Source organism: Bacillus australimaris (assembly GCF_001307105.1).
Taxonomy (GTDB): domain Bacteria; phylum Bacillota; class Bacilli; order Bacillales; family Bacillaceae; genus Bacillus; species Bacillus australimaris.
In genome coordinates, this window is the sequence record NZ_LGYN01000001.1 from 81,647 (window position 1) to 103,336 (window position 21,690).

At 40.7% G+C, this 21,690-nt stretch carries 31 protein-coding genes; 9 read left to right on the forward strand and 22 right to left on the reverse strand.

From position 1 onward, the window contains the following. The first annotated feature begins 133 nt into the window (after positions 1-133). Together AKG37_RS00365 and AKG37_RS00370 are read left to right on the forward strand one after the other, a co-directional pair. The gene (locus AKG37_RS00365; RefSeq protein WP_060697078.1) at positions 134-832 is read left to right on the forward strand and encodes a class I SAM-dependent methyltransferase; all 699 of its coding nucleotides are present in this window, start codon (positions 134-136) and stop codon (positions 830-832) included. A gap of 92 nt (positions 833-924) precedes the next feature. Beyond that, a complete protein-coding gene (locus AKG37_RS00370; protein ID WP_060697079.1) occupies positions 925-1,176 on the forward strand; it encodes a hypothetical protein in 252 nt (83 codons plus the stop codon). A 50-nt stretch (positions 1,177-1,226) separates the two neighbouring features. Here AKG37_RS00370 and AKG37_RS00375 read toward each other — a convergent pair whose 3' ends face one another. The 5 genes from AKG37_RS00375 to AKG37_RS18325 all read right to left on the reverse strand — a co-directional run bounded on the left by AKG37_RS00375 (position 1,227) and on the right by AKG37_RS18325 (position 4,135). Further along, positions 1,227-2,057, reverse strand: a complete 831-nt coding sequence (locus AKG37_RS00375) for a M15 family metallopeptidase (protein ID WP_060697080.1) — start codon at positions 2,055-2,057, stop codon at positions 1,227-1,229. Positions 2,058-2,125: 68 nt separating this feature from the next. Beyond that, complete coding sequence (gene deoD, locus AKG37_RS00380; protein WP_060697081.1) at positions 2,126-2,821, reverse strand: purine-nucleoside phosphorylase; 696 nt, start codon at positions 2,819-2,821, stop codon at positions 2,126-2,128. A 112-nt stretch (positions 2,822-2,933) separates the two neighbouring features. Beyond that, positions 2,934-3,251, reverse strand: a complete 318-nt coding sequence (locus AKG37_RS00385; protein WP_060697082.1) for a hypothetical protein — start codon at positions 3,249-3,251, stop codon at positions 2,934-2,936. A 54-nt stretch (positions 3,252-3,305) separates the two neighbouring features. Next, positions 3,306-3,914 (reverse strand): phosphatase PAP2 family protein, encoded by a 609-nt coding sequence (locus AKG37_RS00390; RefSeq protein WP_060697083.1) that lies wholly within the window; start codon positions 3,912-3,914, stop codon positions 3,306-3,308. Positions 3,915-3,964: 50 nt separating this feature from the next. Beyond that, positions 3,965-4,135, reverse strand: a complete 171-nt coding sequence (locus AKG37_RS18325; protein WP_077233667.1) for a YozD family protein — start codon at positions 4,133-4,135, stop codon at positions 3,965-3,967. Between the two features lie 119 nt (positions 4,136-4,254). Here AKG37_RS18325 and AKG37_RS19250 point away from each other — a divergent pair, with 119 nt between their 5' ends. Next, positions 4,255-4,389, forward strand: coding sequence for a hypothetical protein (locus tag AKG37_RS19250; protein ID WP_255290989.1), 135 nt, complete (start codon positions 4,255-4,257; stop codon positions 4,387-4,389). Here the strand turns inward: AKG37_RS19250 and AKG37_RS00395 are convergent. The 7 genes from AKG37_RS00395 to cgeC form a co-directional block, all read right to left on the reverse strand. Then, a complete protein-coding gene (locus AKG37_RS00395; protein WP_060697084.1) occupies positions 4,386-5,066 on the reverse strand; it encodes a hypothetical protein in 681 nt (226 codons plus the stop codon). The genes AKG37_RS19250 and AKG37_RS00395 overlap by 4 nt on opposite strands. A 144-nt stretch (positions 5,067-5,210) precedes the next feature. Further along, entirely contained in the window at positions 5,211-5,435 is a 225-nt protein-coding gene (locus tag AKG37_RS00400; RefSeq protein ID WP_060697085.1) for a YozE family protein, read from the reverse strand. Between the two features lie 80 nt (positions 5,436-5,515). After that, positions 5,516-5,797, reverse strand: coding sequence for a YokU family protein (locus AKG37_RS00405; protein WP_060697086.1), 282 nt, complete (start codon positions 5,795-5,797; stop codon positions 5,516-5,518). 2 nt (positions 5,798-5,799) lie between these two features. After that, a complete protein-coding gene (gene kamA / locus AKG37_RS00410) occupies positions 5,800-7,200 on the reverse strand; it encodes a lysine 2,3-aminomutase (RefSeq protein WP_060697087.1) in 1,401 nt (466 codons plus the stop codon). Between the two features lie 117 nt (positions 7,201-7,317). Beyond that, positions 7,318-8,694: a sigma-54 interaction domain-containing protein gene (locus AKG37_RS00415; protein WP_060697088.1), complete on the reverse strand. Its 1,377-nt coding sequence runs from the start codon at positions 8,692-8,694 to the stop codon at positions 7,318-7,320. A gap of 148 nt (positions 8,695-8,842) precedes the next feature. Continuing rightward, positions 8,843-10,138: a glycosyltransferase family 2 protein gene (locus tag AKG37_RS00425; protein ID WP_060697090.1), complete on the reverse strand. Its 1,296-nt coding sequence runs from the start codon at positions 10,136-10,138 to the stop codon at positions 8,843-8,845. Positions 10,139-10,155: 17 nt separating this feature from the next. After that, complete coding sequence (gene cgeC / locus AKG37_RS00430) at positions 10,156-10,476, reverse strand: spore maturation protein CgeC (protein WP_060697091.1); 321 nt, start codon at positions 10,474-10,476, stop codon at positions 10,156-10,158. 207 nt (positions 10,477-10,683) lie between these two features. On the opposite strand from cgeC, the gene AKG37_RS00435 reads away from it, so the two are divergent. Together AKG37_RS00435 and AKG37_RS00440 are read left to right on the forward strand one after the other, a co-directional pair. After that, complete coding sequence (locus AKG37_RS00435; RefSeq protein ID WP_060697092.1) at positions 10,684-11,085, forward strand: hypothetical protein; 402 nt, start codon at positions 10,684-10,686, stop codon at positions 11,083-11,085. A gap of 15 nt (positions 11,086-11,100) precedes the next feature. After that, the gene (locus tag AKG37_RS00440; protein WP_060697093.1) at positions 11,101-12,063 is read left to right on the forward strand and encodes a CgeB family protein; all 963 of its coding nucleotides are present in this window, start codon (positions 11,101-11,103) and stop codon (positions 12,061-12,063) included. Positions 12,064-12,092: 29 nt separating this feature from the next. Here the strand turns inward: AKG37_RS00440 and AKG37_RS00445 are convergent, their stop codons facing one another. Next, entirely contained in the window at positions 12,093-12,815 is a 723-nt protein-coding gene (locus tag AKG37_RS00445; protein WP_060697094.1) for an acylneuraminate cytidylyltransferase family protein, read from the reverse strand. A gap of 250 nt (positions 12,816-13,065) precedes the next feature. On the opposite strand from AKG37_RS00445, the gene AKG37_RS00450 reads away from it, so the two are divergent. Further along, positions 13,066-14,094 (forward strand): SDR family NAD(P)-dependent oxidoreductase, encoded by a 1,029-nt coding sequence (locus AKG37_RS00450; protein ID WP_060697095.1) that lies wholly within the window; start codon positions 13,066-13,068, stop codon positions 14,092-14,094. Positions 14,095-14,141: 47 nt separating this feature from the next. On the opposite strand, the gene msrB is transcribed toward AKG37_RS00450, so the two are convergent. Continuing rightward, the gene (gene msrB / locus AKG37_RS00455) at positions 14,142-14,573 is read right to left on the reverse strand and encodes a peptide-methionine (R)-S-oxide reductase MsrB (RefSeq protein ID WP_048239398.1); all 432 of its coding nucleotides are present in this window, start codon (positions 14,571-14,573) and stop codon (positions 14,142-14,144) included. Continuing rightward, a complete protein-coding gene (gene msrA / locus AKG37_RS00460) occupies positions 14,573-15,106 on the reverse strand; it encodes a peptide-methionine (S)-S-oxide reductase MsrA (RefSeq protein WP_060697096.1) in 534 nt (177 codons plus the stop codon). The genes msrB and msrA overlap by 1 nt, the downstream gene beginning before the upstream one ends. Positions 15,107-15,243: 137 nt before the next feature. Here msrA and AKG37_RS00465 point away from each other — a divergent pair, with 137 nt between their 5' ends. From AKG37_RS00465 to AKG37_RS00475, 3 genes are all read left to right on the forward strand, one after another. Continuing rightward, complete coding sequence (locus AKG37_RS00465) at positions 15,244-15,675, forward strand: MarR family transcriptional regulator (RefSeq protein ID WP_041091282.1); 432 nt, start codon at positions 15,244-15,246, stop codon at positions 15,673-15,675. 54 nt (positions 15,676-15,729) lie between these two features. After that, on the forward strand, positions 15,730-15,990 hold the full coding sequence (locus AKG37_RS00470) for a hypothetical protein (protein ID WP_060697097.1): 261 nt from the start codon (positions 15,730-15,732) through the stop codon (positions 15,988-15,990). 119 nt (positions 15,991-16,109) lie between these two features. Then, the gene (locus tag AKG37_RS00475) at positions 16,110-16,775 is read left to right on the forward strand and encodes a DUF4397 domain-containing protein (protein WP_060697098.1); all 666 of its coding nucleotides are present in this window, start codon (positions 16,110-16,112) and stop codon (positions 16,773-16,775) included. A gap of 31 nt (positions 16,776-16,806) precedes the next feature. On the opposite strand, the gene ypmT is transcribed toward AKG37_RS00475, so the two are convergent. From ypmT to ilvA, 7 genes are all read right to left on the reverse strand, one after another. Beyond that, on the reverse strand, positions 16,807-17,004 hold the full coding sequence (gene ypmT / locus AKG37_RS00480) for a protein YpmT (protein ID WP_060697099.1): 198 nt from the start codon (positions 17,002-17,004) through the stop codon (positions 16,807-16,809). 20 nt (positions 17,005-17,024) lie between these two features. After that, positions 17,025-17,591 carry a YpmS family protein gene (locus tag AKG37_RS00485; RefSeq protein WP_060697100.1) on the reverse strand — a complete coding sequence of 189 codons (567 nt, stop codon included), beginning with the start codon at positions 17,589-17,591 and terminating at the stop codon, positions 17,025-17,027. Between the two features lie 10 nt (positions 17,592-17,601). After that, positions 17,602-18,363 carry an SGNH/GDSL hydrolase family protein gene (locus AKG37_RS00490; RefSeq protein WP_060697741.1) on the reverse strand — a complete coding sequence of 254 codons (762 nt, stop codon included), beginning with the start codon at positions 18,361-18,363 and terminating at the stop codon, positions 17,602-17,604. Between the two features lie 69 nt (positions 18,364-18,432). Next, positions 18,433-18,987 (reverse strand): SCO family protein, encoded by a 555-nt coding sequence (locus AKG37_RS00495; protein ID WP_237697593.1) that lies wholly within the window; start codon positions 18,985-18,987, stop codon positions 18,433-18,435. Positions 18,988-19,045: 58 nt separating this feature from the next. Beyond that, positions 19,046-19,888, reverse strand: a complete 843-nt coding sequence (locus tag AKG37_RS00500) for a DegV family protein (protein ID WP_060697102.1) — start codon at positions 19,886-19,888, stop codon at positions 19,046-19,048. 187 nt (positions 19,889-20,075) lie between these two features. Next, complete coding sequence (locus AKG37_RS00505) at positions 20,076-20,327, reverse strand: YpmP family protein (protein ID WP_060697103.1); 252 nt, start codon at positions 20,325-20,327, stop codon at positions 20,076-20,078. A gap of 36 nt (positions 20,328-20,363) precedes the next feature. Continuing rightward, a complete protein-coding gene (gene ilvA / locus AKG37_RS00510) occupies positions 20,364-21,632 on the reverse strand; it encodes a threonine ammonia-lyase IlvA (protein WP_060697742.1) in 1,269 nt (422 codons plus the stop codon). Positions 21,633-21,690: the final 58 nt, after the last annotated feature.

Consider the following 21,690-nt stretch of genomic DNA (forward strand, 5'->3'; position numbering starts at 1 on the left):
TCCTTTCATTATTATCAAGGACGATGCTTCATCCGTCAACCAAAGGATCAAACTTCTATTTGAAAAGATAAGCCATTTGCCCCTCTATTGCATAATCTTTAGAGAGGAACTTGATAAGGAAAGAAGGGATTTTATGAGTGATTATGTAGAAATGCTTGCCTATTTTGGCGTTTCCAGTGCCCATCCTGGTGGAATTGAGTTAACAAAAACAATGCTTGAGCATATAAAACTGCCGCCCCGTGCGCGTATACTGGATGCTGGATGCGGTACAGGACAGACGGCCGCCTATTTAGGAAATGTAGGTTATCAGGTGGAAGCGATCGATACGCACCCTTTAATGATTGACAAGGCGAACGTGCGGTTCAAACGGGAAGAACTGCCGATCCGTGCCTTAGAAGCATCCATTGAACAGCTGCCATTCCCAGATGAAGCGTTCTCTCTACTCATCAGTGAATCTGTATTGAGCTTCACCAAGCTGCCTGCTGCACTTGCTGAGATTAAACGTGTGCTTGCTCCTGGAGGTCAATTGATTGCAAATGAAGCGGTGTTAAAAGCTCCTCTTACAGCTGAAGAGATGGCAGTTATTCGCGATTTTTACGGCTTTCACTCGCTCTTGTCACTTGAAGAATGGAAGAAGCAGTTAACAGCAGCAGGCTTTCGTGACATTCAGATTCTCTCATTCGATGAACACATGGTGCAGGAGGAACCGACAGAAATGGAACTCTCTGAACAAATACCGCCTGCTCTTTACGAAACGCTCCAAACACACTACGATCTCATTCAAGCACACCGAGAGCAGCTAAGTCACATTCTATTTGAATGTACTGTATAAAATGAGCGAATCTCCTATATGTTTTGTCCAAACTCTATGAGGTCTCTCGCATAGGATAAGAGTGAAAAGAGTTTGTCATAAGGAGGAAAAACATGGAGCGCTATCACAAGCTTTGTCAGCAGCACATGGGGAAAGTCGCTAGAATCACTGATCGTAATGGCAGAGTACATGTCGGACGCATTGAGCGGGTGACAAACCGCAAAGTTTATATTCGTCCAGTCGGCGGATCTCGCGGGGGCTATGGCTTTGGCTATTGGGGAGGATATTATGGCTGGGGTGCAGCTTATGGCATCGGACTCGGTTTCATTACCGGCTTCGCATTAGCAGGATTGTTCTTTTTTTAAAAGAAGAATAAAAGAAGGCCTCCCGAATAGCTGGGAGGCCTTTTACTTGTTTAGATTTTCTTCACTTTGTTCATGTATTCTTCAAATGTTAAATCGTGATCATGCATTGCTTTTGCTGCTTCTTTTCCAACATAGCGCAAATGCCACGGCTCATATTCATATTTTGTAATATCTTCTTTTCCTTTTGGATAACGGATGATAAAGCCATATTTATAGGCGTTTTTAGCCACCCATTTGCCATCAGGTGTTTCACCAAACTTTTCAGATATTTCAAAGCCGGCACTTTTTGAGGAGATGTCCATAGCGAGACCTGTTTGATGTTCACTTTCGCCTGGTAATGCGACTGCTTCTTGTGCTTTTTCTTTCCCTTTTAATTTGACCTCGCTATCAAAAATGACTTTTTGACGGTCATAGGAGCGATAGCCAGATACTGCAGCAAGCTCGAAGTTTTTCTTTTTTGCTCCTTGGAATAACTTCTCTAGCGCTTCCGCTGCTTCTTTGCGGATATAGCGTTTTTCAATATCCTCTGAAAAAGAGAATTCTACTTTTGGTACAACGAGATCAGAAGGTTTATAGGTTCCTGGTAATGCGTATTCTTTGTTGACAAGTGCTAGCACGTTTTCAGGATTTTGAATGGTTTTTAGACCGCTCACAACCTTGATGTCATTGAAATATTCACTCTTTAACGTCAGCTCTTGATTCGATGAATCTGCCGGTTCGTTTGAGTTTTGCTGGGGAGTTGAATTTGCTGCGTTTTTTTGTTCGCTTGTTTTGTTTGATTCTGATGTACCGCTTTTTTGATCCAGCAACTGGCAGCCCGATAGTGCGGCTGTCAAACCAAGAATCGATGCGATTGAGAGTATTTTGTAGCTTTTCTTCATGACATACCTTCCTTTTGCTCTTCTAAAAAAATAAAGATGCGCTACATTGTAGCACATCCTTTATACTATTATAAAACGGAGTCTAGCGCAATTAAGATCATTTCATCAAACGTCGTTTGACGCTCTTCAGCCGTTGTTTCTTCTCCTGTGAGAACATGGTCACTTACTGTCAGAATGGATAACGCTTTTCGATCAAATTTTGCTGCAAGAGAATAAAGAGCAGTTGTCTCCATTTCAATCGCTAGGATACCATATTGAGCCATGAGCTCAAGCGGTTTTTCATTGTAAAATTGGTCTGCTGTAAATACATTTCCGACACGTACAGCTACATTTTTTGCTTCTGCTGTGTCATAGGCTTTCTTGAGCAGGCCAAAATCAGCGCAAGGCGCATAATCAATCGGTCCAAACGCCACACGGTTCATTTGTGAATCTGTTGATGATGTCTGGGCTAAAATAACGTCGCGTACATTGACATCCTTTTTGATCGCTCCGCAAGACCCAACGCGGATTAGGTTCTGAACATCATAGCTTTGAATGAGTTCATTCACATAAATCGAAATAGATGGTACACCCATCCCAGTGCCCTGTACAGAAACACGTTTTCCTTTATAAGTTCCAGTATAACCATACATTCCGCGCACTTCATTATAGCACTCGACATCTTCTAAATATGTATCTGCAATATATTTCGCACGAAGCGGATCGCCTGGCAGCAATACCGTTTCTGCAATTTGTCCTTTTTCTGCTCCAATATGTACACTCATTTTTTAGCCTCCACTTACGTTTACTATGTGTTTTATCCTATTTATTATAAACGATGTGGACCAAAAAAGAAAATACCAGCTGGACCTCAAGCTGGCATCATCCATCATCTATTTAACTTATCGTCATGAGCCGTTCACTGCGTTTCCATCCTGTCGGAAAAAGCTGATAATAGCACTTCCCTTTTTTTCTATCATCAATCACAACAATATCACCTGTTGTGATAAACCGTGCATTGTAATCATTAGGGACTGTATCATGTACATTAAATGTCGAGAATGCTTTTTCCAGAACATCAAGGTGTGTTCTGCCGCCAATCTTTGTGCGGTACACAGGCTGGTGGCCGCTTGCAGCGCCATATTCAGGTGTCTGATAAATGGTTAAGTGAAATGCTGAAGGTTTCTTTTGAAAAAATCTCAACGTCAATTGCATTCAAATCCCTCCCCTTTTATATAAGATTGGCTGGGATCTGTCAATTTCCTTCTTCTATTTTTGTCGAATGACAGGCAATCTCTCGTCAATCTTTTTACAAATGAGAAATAAAGCGAGTCCTATCGCAAAGCCCCCTGCAACATCTGTCAAATAATGCACGCCGATATACATCCGGCTGATGCCAATGACTAGGACGCCTAGCCCCGTGATCAAATAGACGATCTTTTGCCTTTCTTTCAACCACGGGATCATCTCCACTAATAGATATGCCATAAAAGGATAGATTGTGGCTGCATTCATCGAATGTCCGCTTGGAAAGCTGTAATACGTTTCATTCACAAGATGATCAAAGGCTGGACGCTCTCTAGCAAACAGTCCTTTTAATTCATGATTGATTGTTTTTTCTGTGAGATATAATAGAAAAAGCAGCATGATAGAGTAGTAGCGCTTATACATAAACAGGACCACACTAAAAATAAGCATGATTGGAACGAGCAGCGCGCTGATGCCAAAGTCAGTCAAAGCCAGCATGACATCATTTAAAAAAGGGAGTCTGATGCTTTCAAACCATAAGATGATCTGGTTGTCCAAATCTTGACATGCCCCAGATACCATAAGTGCAGCAATGGCGCCAAATAAAATGAAAAGAAATAGGATATACACGCGAAAGATTCCCCTCCCTCTCTCTTCAGAATCTCTTCAAAGTATAGTGCCTACCATGCTTCTTCTTCAACTATCATTGCTTTTTTCAGCAAATATTCAAATGTAATGTCGGCCAGCTCAAACGTTTCAAGCTCAGCAGGTATGTACCCTCTTTTGATCAGCTCCATGTAGAAGAACTCCGCAATTTCCTCTGTATCAATCACCAAATCTGCTTCTTTCATTGCATTCCGCCTCCTTTTTTATGATGTATGAACGCCGTCTGTTTTTTATTACAGTTTGTCATAATGGCGTATTCCATACATATAAATGCAGTAAACAAAAAGAAAAGGGGCTTGAAGCAATGAAATGGTTAAGCATTTTAGATGGAGAAACATTCGATCAGGTGATGGGCCGTATCTTGAGGGGATGGTTTTATGTGATTGCATTTTTCTGTGTGCCTTATTTTTTATTCGTGTTAGGACAAGTCTTTCTTTAACCAAAATGTTCGTTTAAACTTTCCAAAATAAAATCCATCATGTCCTTATATTCTGGATCTTTGAAAAATTCGTAGAGAATTTTATAATCGTTATAAATATCAAGAAGCTCATCCACTATAGATACAGCGAGAAATTCTAGTGAAGCTTCGCTTTCTTGTTTCTCTTCTAGCTGTAATAGAGCCGTTTGGACCATGTCTTCTTCTAACTCTTTTGATGTTTCTCCGACGTAATGCACAAAAAGAAGCTGATGAACAAACTGGTCCATCTCATATTTCCTTAGGACAAGCGTTAAATCTTCTTCTTCAGTCTCCAGCCACTCTCCGTCTTTTAGCCTCGTGAGTTCGTATATGACATCTTCCCAGCCATCTTCAAGGTAGCGCCAAATTTCAGTCCGATGACCGATGATTTTAAATAGCTCTTTTCCGTAATCTTTTACATATACAACATCGCCAATGAGGAACTCATATTCAATGTCCAGCTTTTCTGTATCCACAATCACCCCATCGTACTCATCGTAAAGCTGAAGTGATGTTTCAAAATAAAGCACCTCATTATGATTGACCTCATATAGATAGTGCTGGTCAATTTGATGGACTTTTGTAATCGTTCCAACTGTGCCGTACATGACAACGACGACAATATCCCCTACTTGATATTTTGGTGCTTTCGCCTTCATTCTGTCTCCCCCTTGCCCGACTTTTGGTCTTAACGTATCGTATGCCGGCGCAAGGAATTCTGCATGGGCAACCACACCATGCAAAACGCCATTTTATTTCTCATAAAAAAACCGCTTCTCCCATACGGAACAAGCGGTTGTGTGTTATTTTTTTTTGACTTCTAATTCGTATTGCTCAAACGCTTCGTCAAATGTTGTCATTGAGCTTAAATAATCACCATTTAGTTCTAAATAAGCGCACAGCTCATGATAATCAGTGGAAGCTTTAGGAAAGCTGTGATCCTCGTAAGCCGCATTTGCAAAATGGCTAATTTCATCTTTCGGTTTTGGATGTCTGTACTTCATTAAATAATGGTAAAACGACTTCACCTGTTTTTTCCCTCCGCGACACTCTATTTTGTTGTTATATTATACAGCAATTTGATGACTTGTATAGGCGGAGGTACAACTTATGATGAAAAGTCAAAGTAATTTCGCTTTAATAACCGCTCCATGCTCATTAATTCTTCGTAAGAGATTTTTTCTGGAAGTTTTGTCTGATCCACTAAAATCAATTGATCTTCTATCTCTTTAACCGTCTCATCCTTTTGATAAGTCATACCGCAGTGCGTGCAGGAAATGGATGGCGTTTCGATGATTTCAATTGATTGTGTGCCAGTGATCAGTTCCCAGTAGACTGTTGTCTGCTCTCTCTTTGCTTTGTTTTCCTCACACCAATCACATGTCAGCAAGGTTATTTCTCCTCCTTTACGGTTTGTTCTTTTTTAAGCTGTGCTTGATATTTCTTCTCTTTTAATTCATCTCGTTTTTCGCGTTTGTTTTTGAGCGTGTCATGCTCAGGATTTGTCTCATAAGCTTCTCTTCGTTTCATTCGGCTTAAATTCTCAGGTGTAAACGATCTCGCTTCATCCTGAAATAGTGCGGTAACCCCAATTGCTGGTTCTTGTTTTTCTTCATAAATTTCATTGAAATACGCATCTGCCTGGCCAGCGACGTAATGCTCTGGTTCTGGATAAGAAGTGATGACCCCTTCAAAGTTACGAAGGACAACTTTGTCAGGACTTTGCGATAATAAATAATTTGGTTGTAAGGCGATCTTTCCTCCGCCTCCTGGTGCATCGACAACAAAGCTCGGTACTGCATAACCGCTCGTATGCCCTCTTAAGCCTTCAATGATTTCAAGCCCTTTTGACACTGGTGTTCTAAAGTGGCCAATACCCTCAGATAAATCACATTGATAAATATAATAGGGTCTGACCCGAATTTTCACGAGGTCGTGCATCAGCTTCTTCATAATCGGTACACTGTCGTTAATACCTGCAAGGATGACGGCCTGATTACCTACTGGGACACCGGCATTCACAAGACGTTCGCACGCTTCTTTTGCTTCTTTTGTAATTTCAATACTTGTGTTGAAATGGGTATTTAGCCAAACCGGGTGATATTTTTTCAAAATATCGCAAAGCTCATCTGTAATACGCTGCGGAAAGACAACAGGCGCACGGGTTCCAATTCGAATAATCTCAACATGCGGAATGTCTCGTAAATTTTTCAAAATATATTCAAGCACTTGATCATTGATTAACAGCCCATCTCCGCCGGAAATCAACACATCCCGCACCTCAGGTGTTTCTCTAATATATCCAATGGCAGCATCTAACTGCTTTTTCGGCACACCCATACCGATTTGGCCGGAGAAACGTCTTCTCGTACAATAGCGGCAGTACATGGAGCACTGATTTGTCACAAGAAACAGCACACGATCTGGATATCGGTGCGTTAAACCTGGGACAGGTGAGTCCTCATCTTCATGAAGCGGATCTTCCAAATCATATTTTGTTTTATGAAGCTCTTCTGCAATTGGCACAGATTGCATACGTACTGGACATCTTGGATCGTCTGGATTCATCAGTGAGGCATAGTAGGGTGTAATGTTGAGTGGAATGGTTTTGGTGGAAATCTTCACCCCTTCTCTTTCTTCTTCTGTTAAGTTGACGATTTTTTCTAAATCCTCAAGTGTTTTCACGGTATGCGTCAGCTGCCAAATCCAGTCGTTCCACTTTTCCTCAGGTACATCCTTCCAAAGCTCAATGTCCTTCCAATGACGCCCCGGTTCATACAATTTCTGATTCATATCCATTCCCCCTATCAGCATTCACTTTATACTATGCAAGTTATGTGCCAACATGGGAAAATGCCCCTATTCTTTACAAAAGGAGCTTTACCCGTCATATTCGATGGATTGAAGTGCCTAAATTTCGGCATCTGCATATTTCTTCAATTTATATTGCAACGTTTGTCGAGGGATGTTTAAAGCAGCGGCGGTTTTTTTTATATTTCCATTGTGCTGGTGTAAAGCTTCCTGAATCAATGTTTGTTCAAATGAAGACACTTGATTTTTTAAGGAGGACTTAGGTATGCCTTTTTCCAGCTTATGTGCACATAAATGAGCCGGAAGGTATAAAGGGATGATCTCTTCCGCTTCCTTTGGCATCATCAACACGGCATGCTCTATAGTATGTTTTAATTCTCTAACGTTCCCTGGCCAGTGGTGAGCCATAAACAATTGTTCCGTTTCTTCAGATAGACGTGTGACGTTTTTTGAAAACTGATGATGATAGGTTTGAATGAAATGGCGGGAGAGCAGTGTGATATCTTGCTTTCTCTCACGAAGCGGCGGGATATGAAAGGATGACACATGCAGTCTATAAAATAAGTCTTCTCGTAGAATTTGCTTTTTCACTGCTTCGAATGGGTCCATATTGAGCGCAGTAATGAGTCGAACATCCACTTGAATGGATGCTGCATCACCGATGCGGCGCACAACACCATCCTCCAACACACGTAATAATTTCGTCTGGAGCGTGAGCGGCATCGCTTGCAGCTCATCAAGAAAAAGCGTGCCCCCATCAGCTAATTCGAAAAGTCCCTTGCGATCAATTGCGCCTGTATAGCTCCCTTTGACAGATCCGAACAATAGACTCTCAAGTAATGATTCTGGGAGTGCGGCGCAGTTTTGCGGAATGAATACTTGATTTTTTCGGTCAGATTCATGGACAATGGCTTGAACGAGCACTTCTTTTCCTGTCCCTGTTTCTCCGTAGACAACAACTGATGACGGGTAAGCAGCTGCTTTTTTTGCCCTTTCAAGCATTTCTTTTAAAAGCGGATCATTGGTTAAAAATGAAGAAAAATCATGCATTTGTTCTCTCCTAGTCACACCGTTTGTTCGCTTTTGTTGACCTAAACGATTAGAAAGCGCTGATAGCTTTGATACATCTTTGGCGACTTCGACCGCACCTATTAACTCGTTGTCTTCAATAATGGGCAATGTTGTGTTTACTGTTTCAATTCTTTCTCCATTTTTATTCAAATAGGTTTGCAGCGAATGATAAATTGGCTTCCCTGTTCTCAAAACATGCATGAGTGTACTTGTTTTTTCTGTTAAAGACGGATACACATCAAGGATGTACTTGCCAATCACCTCTTCTTTTTGTAAACAGTCAAACTTAGCCGCATTGTGGTTGTAAAAGATCGTCATCCCTTGATCATCTACAACGTGAATGGCTTCATCGATGGCTTCTAAAATTAATTCAAACCAATCTGCTCTTTCGACAACCTTCCCCATTCTTTCCCCCTCACTTTCAGTGCCGAAAAACCGGCTTCAATTGCCGATTTTTCAGCGGCTTGATCATGTCTAATTGGTTCCCTGTCCTTTTCATGTTTCGCTTTTTCCCTCCTACTTCCTGCTTGAATGGCTAAAAAAAGCACCCCTCTTATGAGGAGTGCTTTCGCCCGGATGTTTGATAAAGAGACATATCGAATTCCTGCAGCGATTCCATATACAGCGGCACAATCGGCTTTCCTTCTTGGAACAATTTAAATTGGGATGGGTATAGTTTAATGGGCTGATGATAAAAAGCAAACCGCTTCACGACCTCAGGATCAATACGGCAAAAGGTATGATGCACAAGTAAATAGACATCTTGTTTCCATTTAAACAGACGTCTGTTTGGCGGACTGAATGCAGGAGATATTTGAATGACGCTGCCTTCTTCAAATGTCTGCAGCTGGTCATTTGAAATCGTATAGATCTCCTTTGAATGAAACTGAAAATATTGCACATCACGTTTTGAAACAAACCGTCTTTTTTTCTGATCTTCAATATAAAAAAACGTTTTCCCACGATCTGCGGTGACGACTGTATAATTGGGTACTGCCAGCTTTTCTTTCATTTCATATTTCATCGTACATAACAGCGGCACACGAATTGCACGCCTGTTTTTTTCATTTATCCAGCGCCTTTCAATTCCATGAAGATAGCCGCCTGCGATTTGAAAGTAATCCCCTTCTTTTTCGATGACCGTTCCATCAATTAAATCATAGGGCATACTCGAAAACATATGATGAAAGGAATGAGGCGTTTTATATGTTGTATCAAGTACATCTTTTAATGGAAAAAACGCAGCAAAATAATTCAGTCTCATCCAAAAAACAGAATCTGCATGATGCCAGTGCTTTGGTTCATCATCCCAATATTGCCCGTATTTTTCATGAATAAGTGGAAGCAAGCGCCTTCTATGCATGACCGAACAATGGTCCACTTGAAAGGACGCATGATCTAGGATTCGATCTGCTTCACGAACATAACTCATCGTTTCCACTAATTGCTGATCAATATGCACGACCCGCTGCGATGAATACACAATATCTATATGAGGCTTTGACTGAAAAACCTCCACCATTTTTTGCAAACGATCTTTATGGTACACGGTATCATCGGTTAAATAACAAATGAGCTCACCTGTTATACGTGTTAATGCTTCATTAATGAGCGTCGCATAACGTGTGGTTAACAGCCGTTTTGCAGGATGAACCGTGTGTGAATACAGATGAATGCGTTCATCACCTAAATAGGGCTGGATCTTTTGAATGGTGTCTTGTTCTGAGCCATCATCCATGATCAAAAGCTCCCAATGCGGATACGTTTGTTCTACCATACTCTTTAGCACACGATCAATGAAATCAGGTTTATTGTAGCTTGTTAAAATCACCGATACTTTCATGATCATTATCCTTTTTATTTAGATTAAAAAGCCCCCCAGCTGACAATGTTCACATAAGGAACACTTACTCTTAACTGATTTGTCGCGTTTTTAAAGACCGCAACCGTATCAAACAATTGCACGACAACCACATTTTGAAGTACATCTCCATTCACTAAATGAACACGCGGTACCGGAATGCCAAGTTCTAGCCATGGGAGAAGTAATTCTTTGATGTCTGACACTCTCTCTTCCTCACTTTCCTCTAAAAGACGAAGAAGAAGTAATATTAAGATCACCTCAAGCACTCCTTCTGCTTCTAGTAATTCTTCGTTCCAACCATTTAATATTTGTTCAAATCCCATTCATAATCCCTCTCTCTTCTCATTTAATCTTTACTAGAGTATGAGCGTCACTTCATTTAGCCTCAGCATTTGAAAACATTTTTAAAAATGTGTGAACTAATTAATTGAAAAAAAGAATCAGGAATCAGCGTTCTGCTTATGCCAAAAAAAATGAACGGCATATACATAGGGGTGAGTTTGAATTGATGAAGAAAGGATGGGGAAAAAATGAGCGACAAGCGTGCTGAATTAAAAAAAGAATTATTGAAAGTGTTTTTCAAACCAATTACTCATGCATTAACAGCTAATCTCGAAGAAGGAGGAGTTCAAATGGAAGAAAAATTGAACGATTTATTAAGTGAAGTAGCAGCTGAGGCATCACCTTCAGATTCTGCTACAACACTCGATGTATCTCAGCCAGCAAGATGGATCTTTGCAAGACTTTCACCAGGAACAGTCATTAGCATTGTCACTGACTCAGGAGATTTAATTGGGCCAGTTCAATTTGTATCATTCGATGCTTCAACAGGTGTTGTATTTGTTACACAAGAAAGCTCTGTCACACCTACAGGATCAGCAACGACTCTATTAGATGTAGATAAAGTTGAAAGTGTTACATTCACATCTTAATGTGAGAGGGTCATCATGAAGCTTCTTTATATCAGTTCTGGCTACGGCGGAATCTATCACATGTTTGATCAATGGGTAGAAGAAAGCTTCATTGATTCCCCCTTTTCATGTGTAAAGATTGATAGAGAATCTCTACCCACTAACATGCACAAAATCCGGACATTTTCTCCGGATTTTGTTTTGATGATGATTGGTGATCATGTTCCGAAAGAAGTGCTTCATCAATTCAAACAAGAAAAAATTCCGATCGTTCTATGGATGACAGAAGATCCCTTTTATACAGATGTATCAGCTGCCTGCGCCCAAGATGCGCGGCTCATATTAACAATCGACGAAGGGGTTTTGCCATTTTACAAACAATTAGGAAAAGATCATGCACACTACTTTCCCATTCCGACAAATACACGTGTCTTTCAGAAAGATGAATCACCAGAAGAGATATGCACCTACGACATTGCACTCGTTGGCTACCCTTATCCCAACCGCATCAAAGCCATCGATATTCTTTTACAACAAAACAAATGGCGTATACTTGTTGCGGGTAAGGAATGGCACCGTCATTTCAATAAAGCACGGAGAAAACATCGTGATTTCACACTTATGACCAATTGGCTGAGCCCTCAGCAAATGGCGGACATCTATCAGCATTCAGCGATTGTCCTGAATCCGCACAGACCGGCTCAATTTGCTTATAACAAAAACAAAGCCATGATTCAAAATATGAGCCTGAACAACAGAGCGTTTGATATTGCTGCAACTGGAAGTTTTCAATTGACGGATTTACCTCCGCCGCATGCCTTTTCAAGCTTCGCTTATTACAAAGATGAAGACAATTTGATAGAGCAGGTTGAATACTATGGATCAAATGCGGAGAAAAGAAAAACGATCGCACTGAACAACTACGACCAAGTGGTTCGCTGGAATACATTCGATACGATGCCAAACAGGCTTTATGAAATCGTAAAAAGCGCCCTATAACTGGGCGCTTTTTCTTGTTGAGTGTGAGCTTATGCATAACCTTCTGCATCTCGGCGAGCCAATAAGACGTTCTCTGCCTCCTTCAGGTCTCTTTCCTGTTTCACCACAATCGACCGCGTATGATCCATCATATATGCTCCGACAGAACCTTCTAAGAAGGAATGAATGCACTCTTTTGCGTAATGAGCATGAAATGCATAAACCGCTCCATTTAGCCGGCCATACGTATATGGCTGCTCATGCTTTGGCATGAAAAAGTAATGATTGTCCTTATATAAAGTAGCTTCATTGTTTTCATGCAGTGTCCATGTTTCATTTGGGTTTTCTAGCGCCTCTGTAAAAGATGCTGTACAATCATATCCCCCTTCTACTAAAAGCTGCAAGCACTTCTCGATATCTGCCGGCTGTCTTAGTGGAGACGATGGATGCAGATATAAAACAATATCAAAGGTTTTCCCCTCCCGCTCTAAATAAGCAAGCGCATGCTTCACAGCTAACAGCGAAGGGGTTTGTTCTGTTACATGTGTACTTGGCAGTTCAATCACATTTGCTCCGTAGTGAGATGAAATGATTTGAGTATTGACATCCTCTGATGAGACGATGACTTCATCTAACTCAATCATTTGCAGTAACGGCTGAATGGTCCAATAGATAAGCGGCCGCTCTGCCAATATGCGTATGTGTTCATCATGCTGGTCTTGCTGACTCCTAAATGCTGGTATTATGGCTACAATACGATTTCCCCTATACATGTATTCTCTTCTCCCCTCGCGCACAGCTCTCTTACGATTTATTCTTTGCCCAAGCTGACCGCAATACTGAAGTGTTCAGGTTTCTCGTTTTTCTAGTTAATCTCTTATCTCTCCATATTCTATTAAGACGACAAGCAGATGGTTATAATTTGTTCACCTAATTTATAGATAAAGTGGTTCTTTTCCTCAAACGGATACTGCTCTTTCACATATGATGCAAAGTAGAGAAATGAGAGTTGGGGGATTAGATATGTCCAAACAGATAGAAACGACTTTGAAGACCTTTTTTCGTGACAAAACGATATTAGTTACAGGCGGTACGGGGTCCATCGGCCGGCAAATCGTGAATAAATTAACAGATTGCTCTCCAAAGAAGATTATCGTCTTTAGCAAAGATGACAGCAAACAATACATGATGAAACAGGAATACGAAGACCATCCAGAGGTCGTATTCGCTTTAGGAGATGTCCGGGATGCCAGCCGCGTGCGACAGCTCGTCAAAGGTGTTGATATCATTTTCCACGCAGCGGCCTTAAAACAAGTACCTACTTGTGAAGATAATCCGTTTGAAGCCGTTCAAACAAATATCATCGGCGGGCAGCATGTCATTGAAGCCGCAATCGAACATGAAGTGAGTCATGTCGTCAACATTTCAACAGACAAAGCAGTTTCTCCGACAAATGCCATGGGTGCCACAAAGTTAATTTCAGAAAAACTATTTTTCCAAGCAAACGAAAGTATTCCAAATCAAAAAACCATGTTTTGCTCTGTACGCTTTGGGAATGTGCTTGGATCAAGAGGTTCCGTCATTCCGATCATGCTCCAGCAGCTCTTAAATGAAAAGCCTTTGACTGTGACGGACCCTCATATGACACGTTTTTTTATGTCCATTGAAGAAGCGGTTTCCCTCACACTTCAAGCAGCGATTATGATGAAAGGCGGCGAAACCTTCATTCTCAAGATGGAGTCCTTACAGCTTGCCGATCTCTTAAAAGCATTTCATGAATATGCCACTCAAATCAAAGCTAAGTCTCCGAATATTCTCGTTGTCGGAAAAAGACCCGGCGAAAAGCTTCACGAGGAGCTTACATTCCCGCATGAAGCAGATGCACTGTTTGAGCATGATCAATTTTATGCGATCTTACCGAGACCGCACCTACACCCTTCCTTCCAAAAAATCGACTTAACCAATTACACCTCAAATGAAGCACCGCTCATTACAAAAGAAAAGCTGTTCCACATCATCAAACAATTACATCATACACATCATAAAAAATAAAAAATCGTCACACGGAAGCAGATGCTTTCCATGTGACGATTTTTAAATCAATCAAATAGATGTTTTAAATCCCCATAGCCTTCTTTTTCAAGATCATCCTTTGGGATAAACTTCAAAGCGGCTGAGTTAATACAATACCGAAGACCGTTTGGCCCTGGTCCATCAGGAAAAACATGGCCCAGATGAGAATCGGCTGTCTTGCTGCGAACCTCTGTCCGCACCATCCCATGACTCGTGTCAACCTTCTCTGCTACTTCCTCGTCTTCAAGCGGTTTTGTAAAGCTAGGCCATCCGCAGTGGGCATCGAACTTATCTAGAGAAGAAAAAAGCGGCTTTCCAGAAATGATATCCACATAAATCCCTTCTTCTTTATGATCCCAGAATTCATTTTGAAATGGCGGCTCTGTGCCATTATTTTGCGTGACTTCATACTGCATTCGGTTTAATTCTTTTATACGCTTTTCTTTTTCATTTGCCATTATTTATCACTCCAATGTGACTCAATAAAACCTGCTCTGCCCGAACCGACATGATATCGTTCATAGTGCATTTTGTTCTTTTTATAATAATGCTGATGATATTCCTCTGCTGGATAAAAAGGACCTGCGTCTAAAATTTCTGTAACGATTGGCTTTTGGAAAATTCCGCTTTGGTTCAGCTGCTCTTTCGATGCTTCTGCCAGCTTTCGCTGCTCGTCATGATGAACATAAATACCTGTACGGTAGGATTCCCCTCTATCACCAAATTGCCCGCCATCATCTGTTGGGTCTATTTGCTGCCAATATAATTCTAACAGCTTCTCGTATGGGAACACATCAGGATCAAACGTGATTTGAACCGCTTCTCTATGTCCCGTTGTATTTGTACATACTTCCTCATAGGTCGGATTCACTGTATGTCCGCCAGTATACCCTGATTCAACTTTGATAATGCCTGGCTGTTCGTCAAAAGGTTTAACCATACACCAGAAGCAGCCTCCTGCAAATGTGGCTAATTCTTGTTTTTCAGACATATTAGTGCCCCCTTCATTTAAAAAATGGTATCATCATATTATAACATGATAAAAAATAATGAAAATGATACGACTTGTATACCTAAAATAAAAGAAAGCATTCTGTCGTATCTTAAAATATAATGGGGGTTTAATGATTGGAACAAAGAAAACAAATGATGTATGAAATGGATACTTTACTGAGAACCGTATTCAAACAGATCCGTTATGAAATCAACAGCCTGCTCGAAAACGAATTATCTCGGAATGAATTTCTCATTTTAAATCTGCTCCGCGAGCAAGGTGCAAAAAAAGTAACGGAATTCGCTTCCATTCTTGGCGTATCTGCAAGTCATATTACAGCTGTGACTGACACACTCGTAGAAAAGGGCTGGATCACCCGTATCCGTTCAAAAGAGGATCGCCGCATCATCAAAATCCACTTAACCGATAAGGGTAAGGAAATTACTGAGCATTTCGAGAAAAAGAAAACAGAATACTTTATGGAGCGATTTGAGTCATTTGAGGACGAAGAACTGAAAACAATGATCAAATTATTTAAAAAACTGGATAAAAGTCAGAAGGATTAAGCATAGATTTTAGCGCTCAGGACATGCTACGGATAAAAAGAGGTGGAATCAACCATGACAAGCCCTTACCTTTGTCCAAACTGTAAAACAAACAGAACGCGCTTTAATCTCATTGAGCAGCTTTCAGAACCTGTAAAGCTGGATCCTGCGACTGGAGCAGTTGTCGAAAGATACGAAGGAGAGCAGCTTTCTCCTTTTCATATGAGCTATCAAGGTCCTCAAATGAAAGTCCAGTGCGGCGTTTGTGGTTTAATTGAGGATGAAAAAACATTCATTAAACTGGCTGAATACCATCAATATTCTTCTCCTTCTTAACATGCATGGCCTGACGGAAAACGTCAGGCTTTTTTCTATGCTTCTTTTGCCTATACAGATCGCCTTTTTCATGCATACGCTACAAAAAACACCATCGGTTGAAAGAAGGGATTGATGACATGCAGCAGGTCTTTTATCATGACTTTCCATATCGGCCATTCGCTGACGCCTACGAGCATCTTCAAAGCAGCACTTCATCAAAGGCCTTTATTCGTCTATTTCACGCTGCACCAGATCTCAGTGAGCTTGCTGTGTATGTGAATCAAAAGCAGGTTGTAACAGAGTTGCCTTACAGCCATTTGACCACTTATATGGAGTGGGATGAAGGAATTTATGAAGTAGCAGTGTTCAAAGTGGCTACAAAAGAAAGAGTTCTTCATTCCCGCATGAGATTTAAAACCGGAGAGACATACACACTATGTATCACAGGTGCTCATGCAGGCTTTGCACTGCTGACGGAGCAGCAAGACACTGCGATCAAACAAGAAGACCTGTCAGCCCTTACATTTGTACAACTGTCTCCGGACCTTCCTTCTATAGATATATATGAACGCGACCAAGGGATCTTATCAAAGGAGCTTGGTTATGTAAACGGCACCCATATCCATCATTTCTCACCGAATAAATATCATTTTGAATTGAAAGCTGCTGGCACTCAAAGTGTATTGCTTGATATCCCCAAAGTTCATCTGCAGCCAAAGCGCGCATACCTGATTCTGCTTCATGGTTTTGCTAACGGAGAACCAGAACTTATGGCGAAGGTGGTCTTGTCTCGGCAATTATAAAAAAAGAGCCTTTCCACATGGAAAAGGCTCCTTACGAGACATCTTCAGCTTTTTCTTGCTTTTGAAAATCAAAAGCAAGAATCATGATGCCTAGAAATAATGCACAGTAGGCAATATTTAAGTAAAACTGATCGATATTTTCTGCTTTTAAATCATTGGCAGCTGTAATGCCAAAGTACGCAGCAAATAAAAGCGACAGTAAACTAAAATATTGATAGACTCGCTTCATGATTTCACTCCTGACCCACACTATTGCTTTGGATGATAATATGAGAATTCAATTTCATCGTTCTGTAAATCAATTTTGTTTGCTTTGACATACATATTATTCGTCAGTGGCATTTCTGACAGACGTACTTCAACCGTTTTTTGATCCGGTTTGACATGAACGAATTCTGGCAGCTCATAGAACTGACCCATGTAGCTTAAAACAAAACTAATCGGAATGCTCAATTGTCCAATTGAAAAGTCATCCACTTTCAAAAGCACATCACCATTATCTTCAACAGTTGGCGTAAATGAGACGTTTGCATCAATCGTTGAAGAGAAAGCTTTAATTGCACCTGTCACCTTCACATCTTGATCGATTGCTACATGAAAGTCCGGCATATCACTTGACCCTTGATTTTTCAAATAATCATTGACAAAGCTGGTGAGAGATTCCTTCGAGCTGGATATATGAAAAGCATACTCGCTTTTCACGTCTTTCGGTGAAGCGGATTGACCGCCTGGCAGCAGCATCAAAATACCGCAAGCAAGAACAATCAACAGATTGATGGCAAGTAAAATAAAAAATAAGCTTTTCCATTTTTTCATATATGTCACCCTATTCCTTCGGCAGTCCTTCTTTTTTCACTTCGGAGAATAAACGATTTGCCATAAGAGAGTACCCCTTTTGGTTTGGGTGGAAATCATCATCTGCCAATAATTTTTCATCAGAATCTTCTTCAAATAAATCTGCTACATTGATCATATCCGCATTGCCGTCTTTTTTTAGTTCCTTTTTGGCAGCTGCGTTCCAGTCTTTGACGACTTCATCAATATCTCGCAGCTCAGACAAACTGAACTTAAAGGGATTGTACATGCTGACATACATGATTTTCGCATGGTCATTCTGTTCTCTCAGTTGAGAAAGAATGGTTTTAAAGCGCTCCTCAAAAGGACCTTGCTCTTTTTGAAAAGGAGCAAAAGTCAAATTCAGCACATTTTGTCGAACAACATGCATTAAGTCATTTCCGCCGATCGTAAAGAAAATATAGTCAGCGTCTTTCAATCCGTCCTGCACTTTTTTTTCTTTTAATCTTTTTAATAAATCTACGGTTCTACTGCCTTTAATGGCATAGTTTTTTAATGTAACAGATTGCACGCCGTCCTCCGCTTCTATCTTGTCACGGGTCATGCCTGCATATCCTTTTTTATCTTGATCTCCGATTCCTTCTGTTAAGGAATCTCCAACCGCTGCGATGGTAATATGTTCTTTTACGTTTTGTGTGTCTTCTAGTTTATCCTTTATGCCAGCCTCTTGCGCGGAACATGCAGAAAGAACAATAGCTAGAGACATCACAATCAAAATCAAACGAGCCTTCAAACGATGATGTCCCTCCTTTTTCTGATTAAAAAAGTGTATCATGTTTTTGCCCATTTGAACATCCTTATGCTAGCTTCGATTCAGCGTTTTGATGTCCTTGATCATGTCATCATATGGTGTGTTTTGCACGCCGTCATAATTTTTCATCACTTTCCCCTCCTGATCGACAAGGAAAAACAGGGACTGATGAATCACTTGGTCTTCATCTTCAGGTTTTTTCACAATGGTTTTAAAGCTTTTCATCGCGAATTTTTCAATTGCGGACTGTGAGTAGCCAGTGAGAAAATCCCAATTCTTAAAGGACAATGGATATGCTTTTGCAAATTCTTTGAGCTTTTTCGGTGAATCGACCTCTGGGTCCACGCTAAAGGAAATGATATGTACATCCAGCTTTTCTTCTTTTAAGCGTTTTTGCAGCTCTGTCATATGCGCAGTCATCGGCGGACAGATCGTTTCACAGCTTGTGAAAATAAAATCTGCCACCCATACTTTCCCCTTCAAATCATCCAATGACACCTTTTGACCATCCTGATTTTCAAACTCAAACGGCTCGATTTGATAATTTAATGCATCCTTGATTTGTCCATTTGAACACGAGACTAAAAGAAGCACGCTTATCATCATAAGCGCACCAACCAAGGCTCCCCTTTTTCTATACATGATATGTCCATCCCCTTTTTCATCAATCGGTATAAAAAGTAAAGCCTATTGCGCCCTTTCCAGTATGACACGAAATAATCGGTGTTGTGTAGGCGATGTCAACAAGTGCTTCAGGTGTGTGGTCAAGCAGCGCTGATTTGAGCTTTTCGGCGAGCTCTAATGCATCTGCATGCGCGATCCCGATAGCTTGAACTGTTTTTCCTTTTACCGCCTGTACATACTGTTTTGTGAGATAACGGACAAGAGCAGAGTAGCTTCTCACATTCGCTTCTGGCGTGTATACCCCGTCTGTCAAGCTGGCAATTGGTTTGATGTGAAGAAGCGAGCCGATCAGCGCTTTTCCTTTTCCAATTCTCCCACCTTTGACGAGATTTTCTAATGTATCAATTGTGACATATAACTTTGTTTGAAGGCGGATTTTATCTAGCTCTGAGATAATGTCTTCACAGCTTGCACCCTTTTTGGCAAGTTCTGCTGCTTTAACGACTTGAAATCCTAATCCATAGGAAATATAATTCGAATCGATCACCGTGATGTTTCCATCTACCATTTTCGAAGCGCTTTCAGCAGTTTGAACAGTACCACTCATCCCACCAGTTAAATGAATACTTATTACTTCGCTTCCATCTGCCGTCAGCTTTTCATATAATTCGACGAATTGACCTATCGCAGGTTGAGACGTTTTCGGCAGTTCCTCAGCGGCCTCCATTTTTTCAATAAATTCATCTGGCTGTATATTCACTCGATCAATATAATCAACTCCAGAAATGGAGATATTGAGCGGAATTACGTGAATGGAAAGATCATTGATTTTGTCATGCGGAAGGTCCACAGTTGAATCTGTTACAATTTTAATTTGTTTCACTATCGTCTCATCCTTGCTGTCTTAGTCTTTACATATGATATTACCTTATTTCCTGCACACTTGAAAACAACTGTCAGAACGTTTTTGAATTTGTCACATTTTCTTCTTTTCACGAAAAAAATCCTTGCCAAACTGAGCAGCGGCCATTTCAAAATGGCGGTTCACCCCTTTTGACAAAGATTATTCCTTACGCATTGTGCTTCAGTGTAGGCTCTCGGTAGATCTGTTCATATGTGCTCCACTTGACGTTACGTTTCACATCCTCTCTGAAAGAGTACACAGCTCTCTTTCCTTTAGATACATAGACTTTTTTCAAGAAAGCTTCAAGTCTAAAGGTGAGCATGAAACGATATGTCTCATCTCCCTTTAGAACAGGGACTTCTGTTACCTTGATCTGAGCTCCATCCATCCGTCTAAAACATATTGTTTTGAGCAGCACAACCGATCAATCCTCTTTTCCAATTATCTGTTAAGCCTAAATAAATAGGTGGAATAAATCTTGATCTTTATTCACTTCAACATAGTGGAAGCCTTTTTTATTCATTCGTTCAATCAGCGCCGCATAGTCATCTCTTTCTTTCAATTCGATGCCGACAAGCGCGGGGCCTTTGCTTCGGTTATTCTTTTTCGTATATTCAAAACGTGAGATATCATCATTTGGCCCTAACACTTCATCTAAAAATTCTCGAAGTGCTCCTGCTCTTTGCGGAAAGTTGACAATGAAGTAATGTTGAAGACCTTCATAGATCATCGAACGTTCTTTGATTTCTTGCATTCTGCCGATGTCATTATTTCCTCCACTGACAATACAAACAACATTTTTGCCTTTAATCTCTTCGCGATGGGCATCTAATGCTGCGATCGGCAATGCACCTGCTGGTTCTGCTACAATTGCACATTGATTATACAGCTCTAAAATGGTCGTACATACTTTCCCTTCTGGTACAAGACTGATTTTATCAACAACAGATTGAAGCGTCTTAAACGTCTTTTCACCAATTCGTTGAACCGCTGCTCCGTCTACAAACTTATCAATCGAATCAAGTGTTACAACCTCGCCCTTCTCATGGGAAGCATGCAGTGAAGCTGCACCAAGCGGTTCGACTGCAATGATTTCGGTTTCTGGTGCGATATTTTTGATATATGTACCAACACCAGATAACAGGCCTCCCCCTCCGACACTTGCAAATAAATAGTGAGGCTCTACTTCGATATCATTTAATATTTCTACAGCAGTCGTTCCTTGTCCTGCCATCACATCCAAATCATCAAACGGATGGATAAATTCGCGCTTTTCTTTGTCTCCGCATTTTACGGCTTCATGGTATGAATCATCAAACGTATCTCCGGTTAAAATAATTTCAACATATTCTTTTCCGAATAGCTCCACTTGGGATACTTTTTGCCTTGGCGTCGTAGCAGGCATAAAGATTTTCCCGTGGATACCTAAATATTTACAAGAATAGGCAACACCCTGTGCGTGATTTCCAGCACTTGCGCATACAATGCCATTTTCTAGTTTTTCTTTTGGAAGCTGGCTCATTTTATTAAAAGCGCCTCTTAATTTAAAGGAACGAACTACTTGAAGGTCCTCTCTTTTTAAGTAGACATTACATTCATATCGTTCAGAAAGTCGCTCATTTTTTTGAAGTGGTGTATGAATGACTACATCCTTCAAATTTTGATGGGCCTTTAAGATGTCTTTCACTTGAATTAGCGTGTTTTCTTTGAGCAACGGTTTCATGTACAAGATCCTTTCTCTTTAACCTTATTTAATTTGTCATTATAACATGAATATTCAA

What these genes read in the sequence shown, in the direction of transcription:
- AKG37_RS00365 (WP_060697078.1), top strand. Translation starts at nt 134, where the DNA reads ATGAGTGATTATGTAGAAATGCTTGCCTATTTTGGCGTTTCCAGTGCC.
- AKG37_RS00370 (WP_060697079.1), top strand. Translation starts at nt 925, where the DNA reads ATGGAGCGCTATCACAAGCTTTGTCAGCAGCACATGGGGAAAGTCGCT.
- AKG37_RS00375 (WP_060697080.1), bottom strand. Translation starts at nt 2,057, where the DNA reads ATGAAGAAAAGCTACAAAATACTCTCAATCGCATCGATTCTTGGTTTG.
- deoD (WP_060697081.1), bottom strand. Translation starts at nt 2,821, where the DNA reads ATGAGTGTACATATTGGAGCAGAAAAAGGACAAATTGCAGAAACGGTA.
- AKG37_RS00385 (WP_060697082.1), bottom strand. Translation starts at nt 3,251, where the DNA reads ATGCAATTGACGTTGAGATTTTTTCAAAAGAAACCTTCAGCATTTCAC.
- AKG37_RS18325 (WP_077233667.1), bottom strand. Translation starts at nt 4,135, where the DNA reads ATGAAAGAAGCAGATTTGGTGATTGATACAGAGGAAATTGCGGAGTTC.
- AKG37_RS19250 (WP_255290989.1), top strand. Translation starts at nt 4,255, where the DNA reads ATGAAATGGTTAAGCATTTTAGATGGAGAAACATTCGATCAGGTGATG.
- AKG37_RS00395 (WP_060697084.1), bottom strand. Translation starts at nt 5,066, where the DNA reads ATGAAGGCGAAAGCACCAAAATATCAAGTAGGGGATATTGTCGTCGTT.
- kamA (WP_060697087.1), bottom strand. Translation starts at nt 7,200, where the DNA reads ATGAATCAGAAATTGTATGAACCGGGGCGTCATTGGAAGGACATTGAG.
- AKG37_RS00415 (WP_060697088.1), bottom strand. Translation starts at nt 8,694, where the DNA reads ATGGGGAAGGTTGTCGAAAGAGCAGATTGGTTTGAATTAATTTTAGAA.
- AKG37_RS00425 (WP_060697090.1), bottom strand. Translation starts at nt 10,138, where the DNA reads ATGATCATGAAAGTATCGGTGATTTTAACAAGCTACAATAAACCTGAT.
- cgeC (WP_060697091.1), bottom strand. Translation starts at nt 10,476, where the DNA reads ATGGGATTTGAACAAATATTAAATGGTTGGAACGAAGAATTACTAGAA.
- AKG37_RS00435 (WP_060697092.1), top strand. Translation starts at nt 10,684, where the DNA reads ATGAGCGACAAGCGTGCTGAATTAAAAAAAGAATTATTGAAAGTGTTT.
- AKG37_RS00440 (WP_060697093.1), top strand. Translation starts at nt 11,101, where the DNA reads ATGAAGCTTCTTTATATCAGTTCTGGCTACGGCGGAATCTATCACATG.
- AKG37_RS00445 (WP_060697094.1), bottom strand. Translation starts at nt 12,815, where the DNA reads ATGTATAGGGGAAATCGTATTGTAGCCATAATACCAGCATTTAGGAGT.
- AKG37_RS00450 (WP_060697095.1), top strand. Translation starts at nt 13,066, where the DNA reads ATGTCCAAACAGATAGAAACGACTTTGAAGACCTTTTTTCGTGACAAA.
- msrB (WP_048239398.1), bottom strand. Translation starts at nt 14,573, where the DNA reads ATGGCAAATGAAAAAGAAAAGCGTATAAAAGAATTAAACCGAATGCAG.
- msrA (WP_060697096.1), bottom strand. Translation starts at nt 15,106, where the DNA reads ATGTCTGAAAAACAAGAATTAGCCACATTTGCAGGAGGCTGCTTCTGG.
- AKG37_RS00470 (WP_060697097.1), top strand. Translation starts at nt 15,730, where the DNA reads ATGACAAGCCCTTACCTTTGTCCAAACTGTAAAACAAACAGAACGCGC.
- AKG37_RS00475 (WP_060697098.1), top strand. Translation starts at nt 16,110, where the DNA reads ATGCAGCAGGTCTTTTATCATGACTTTCCATATCGGCCATTCGCTGAC.
- ypmT (WP_060697099.1), bottom strand. Translation starts at nt 17,004, where the DNA reads ATGAAGCGAGTCTATCAATATTTTAGTTTACTGTCGCTTTTATTTGCT.
- AKG37_RS00485 (WP_060697100.1), bottom strand. Translation starts at nt 17,591, where the DNA reads ATGAAAAAATGGAAAAGCTTATTTTTTATTTTACTTGCCATCAATCTG.
- AKG37_RS00495 (WP_237697593.1), bottom strand. Translation starts at nt 18,987, where the DNA reads ATGATGATAAGCGTGCTTCTTTTAGTCTCGTGTTCAAATGGACAAATC.
- ilvA (WP_060697742.1), bottom strand. Translation starts at nt 21,632, where the DNA reads ATGAAACCGTTGCTCAAAGAAAACACGCTAATTCAAGTGAAAGACATC.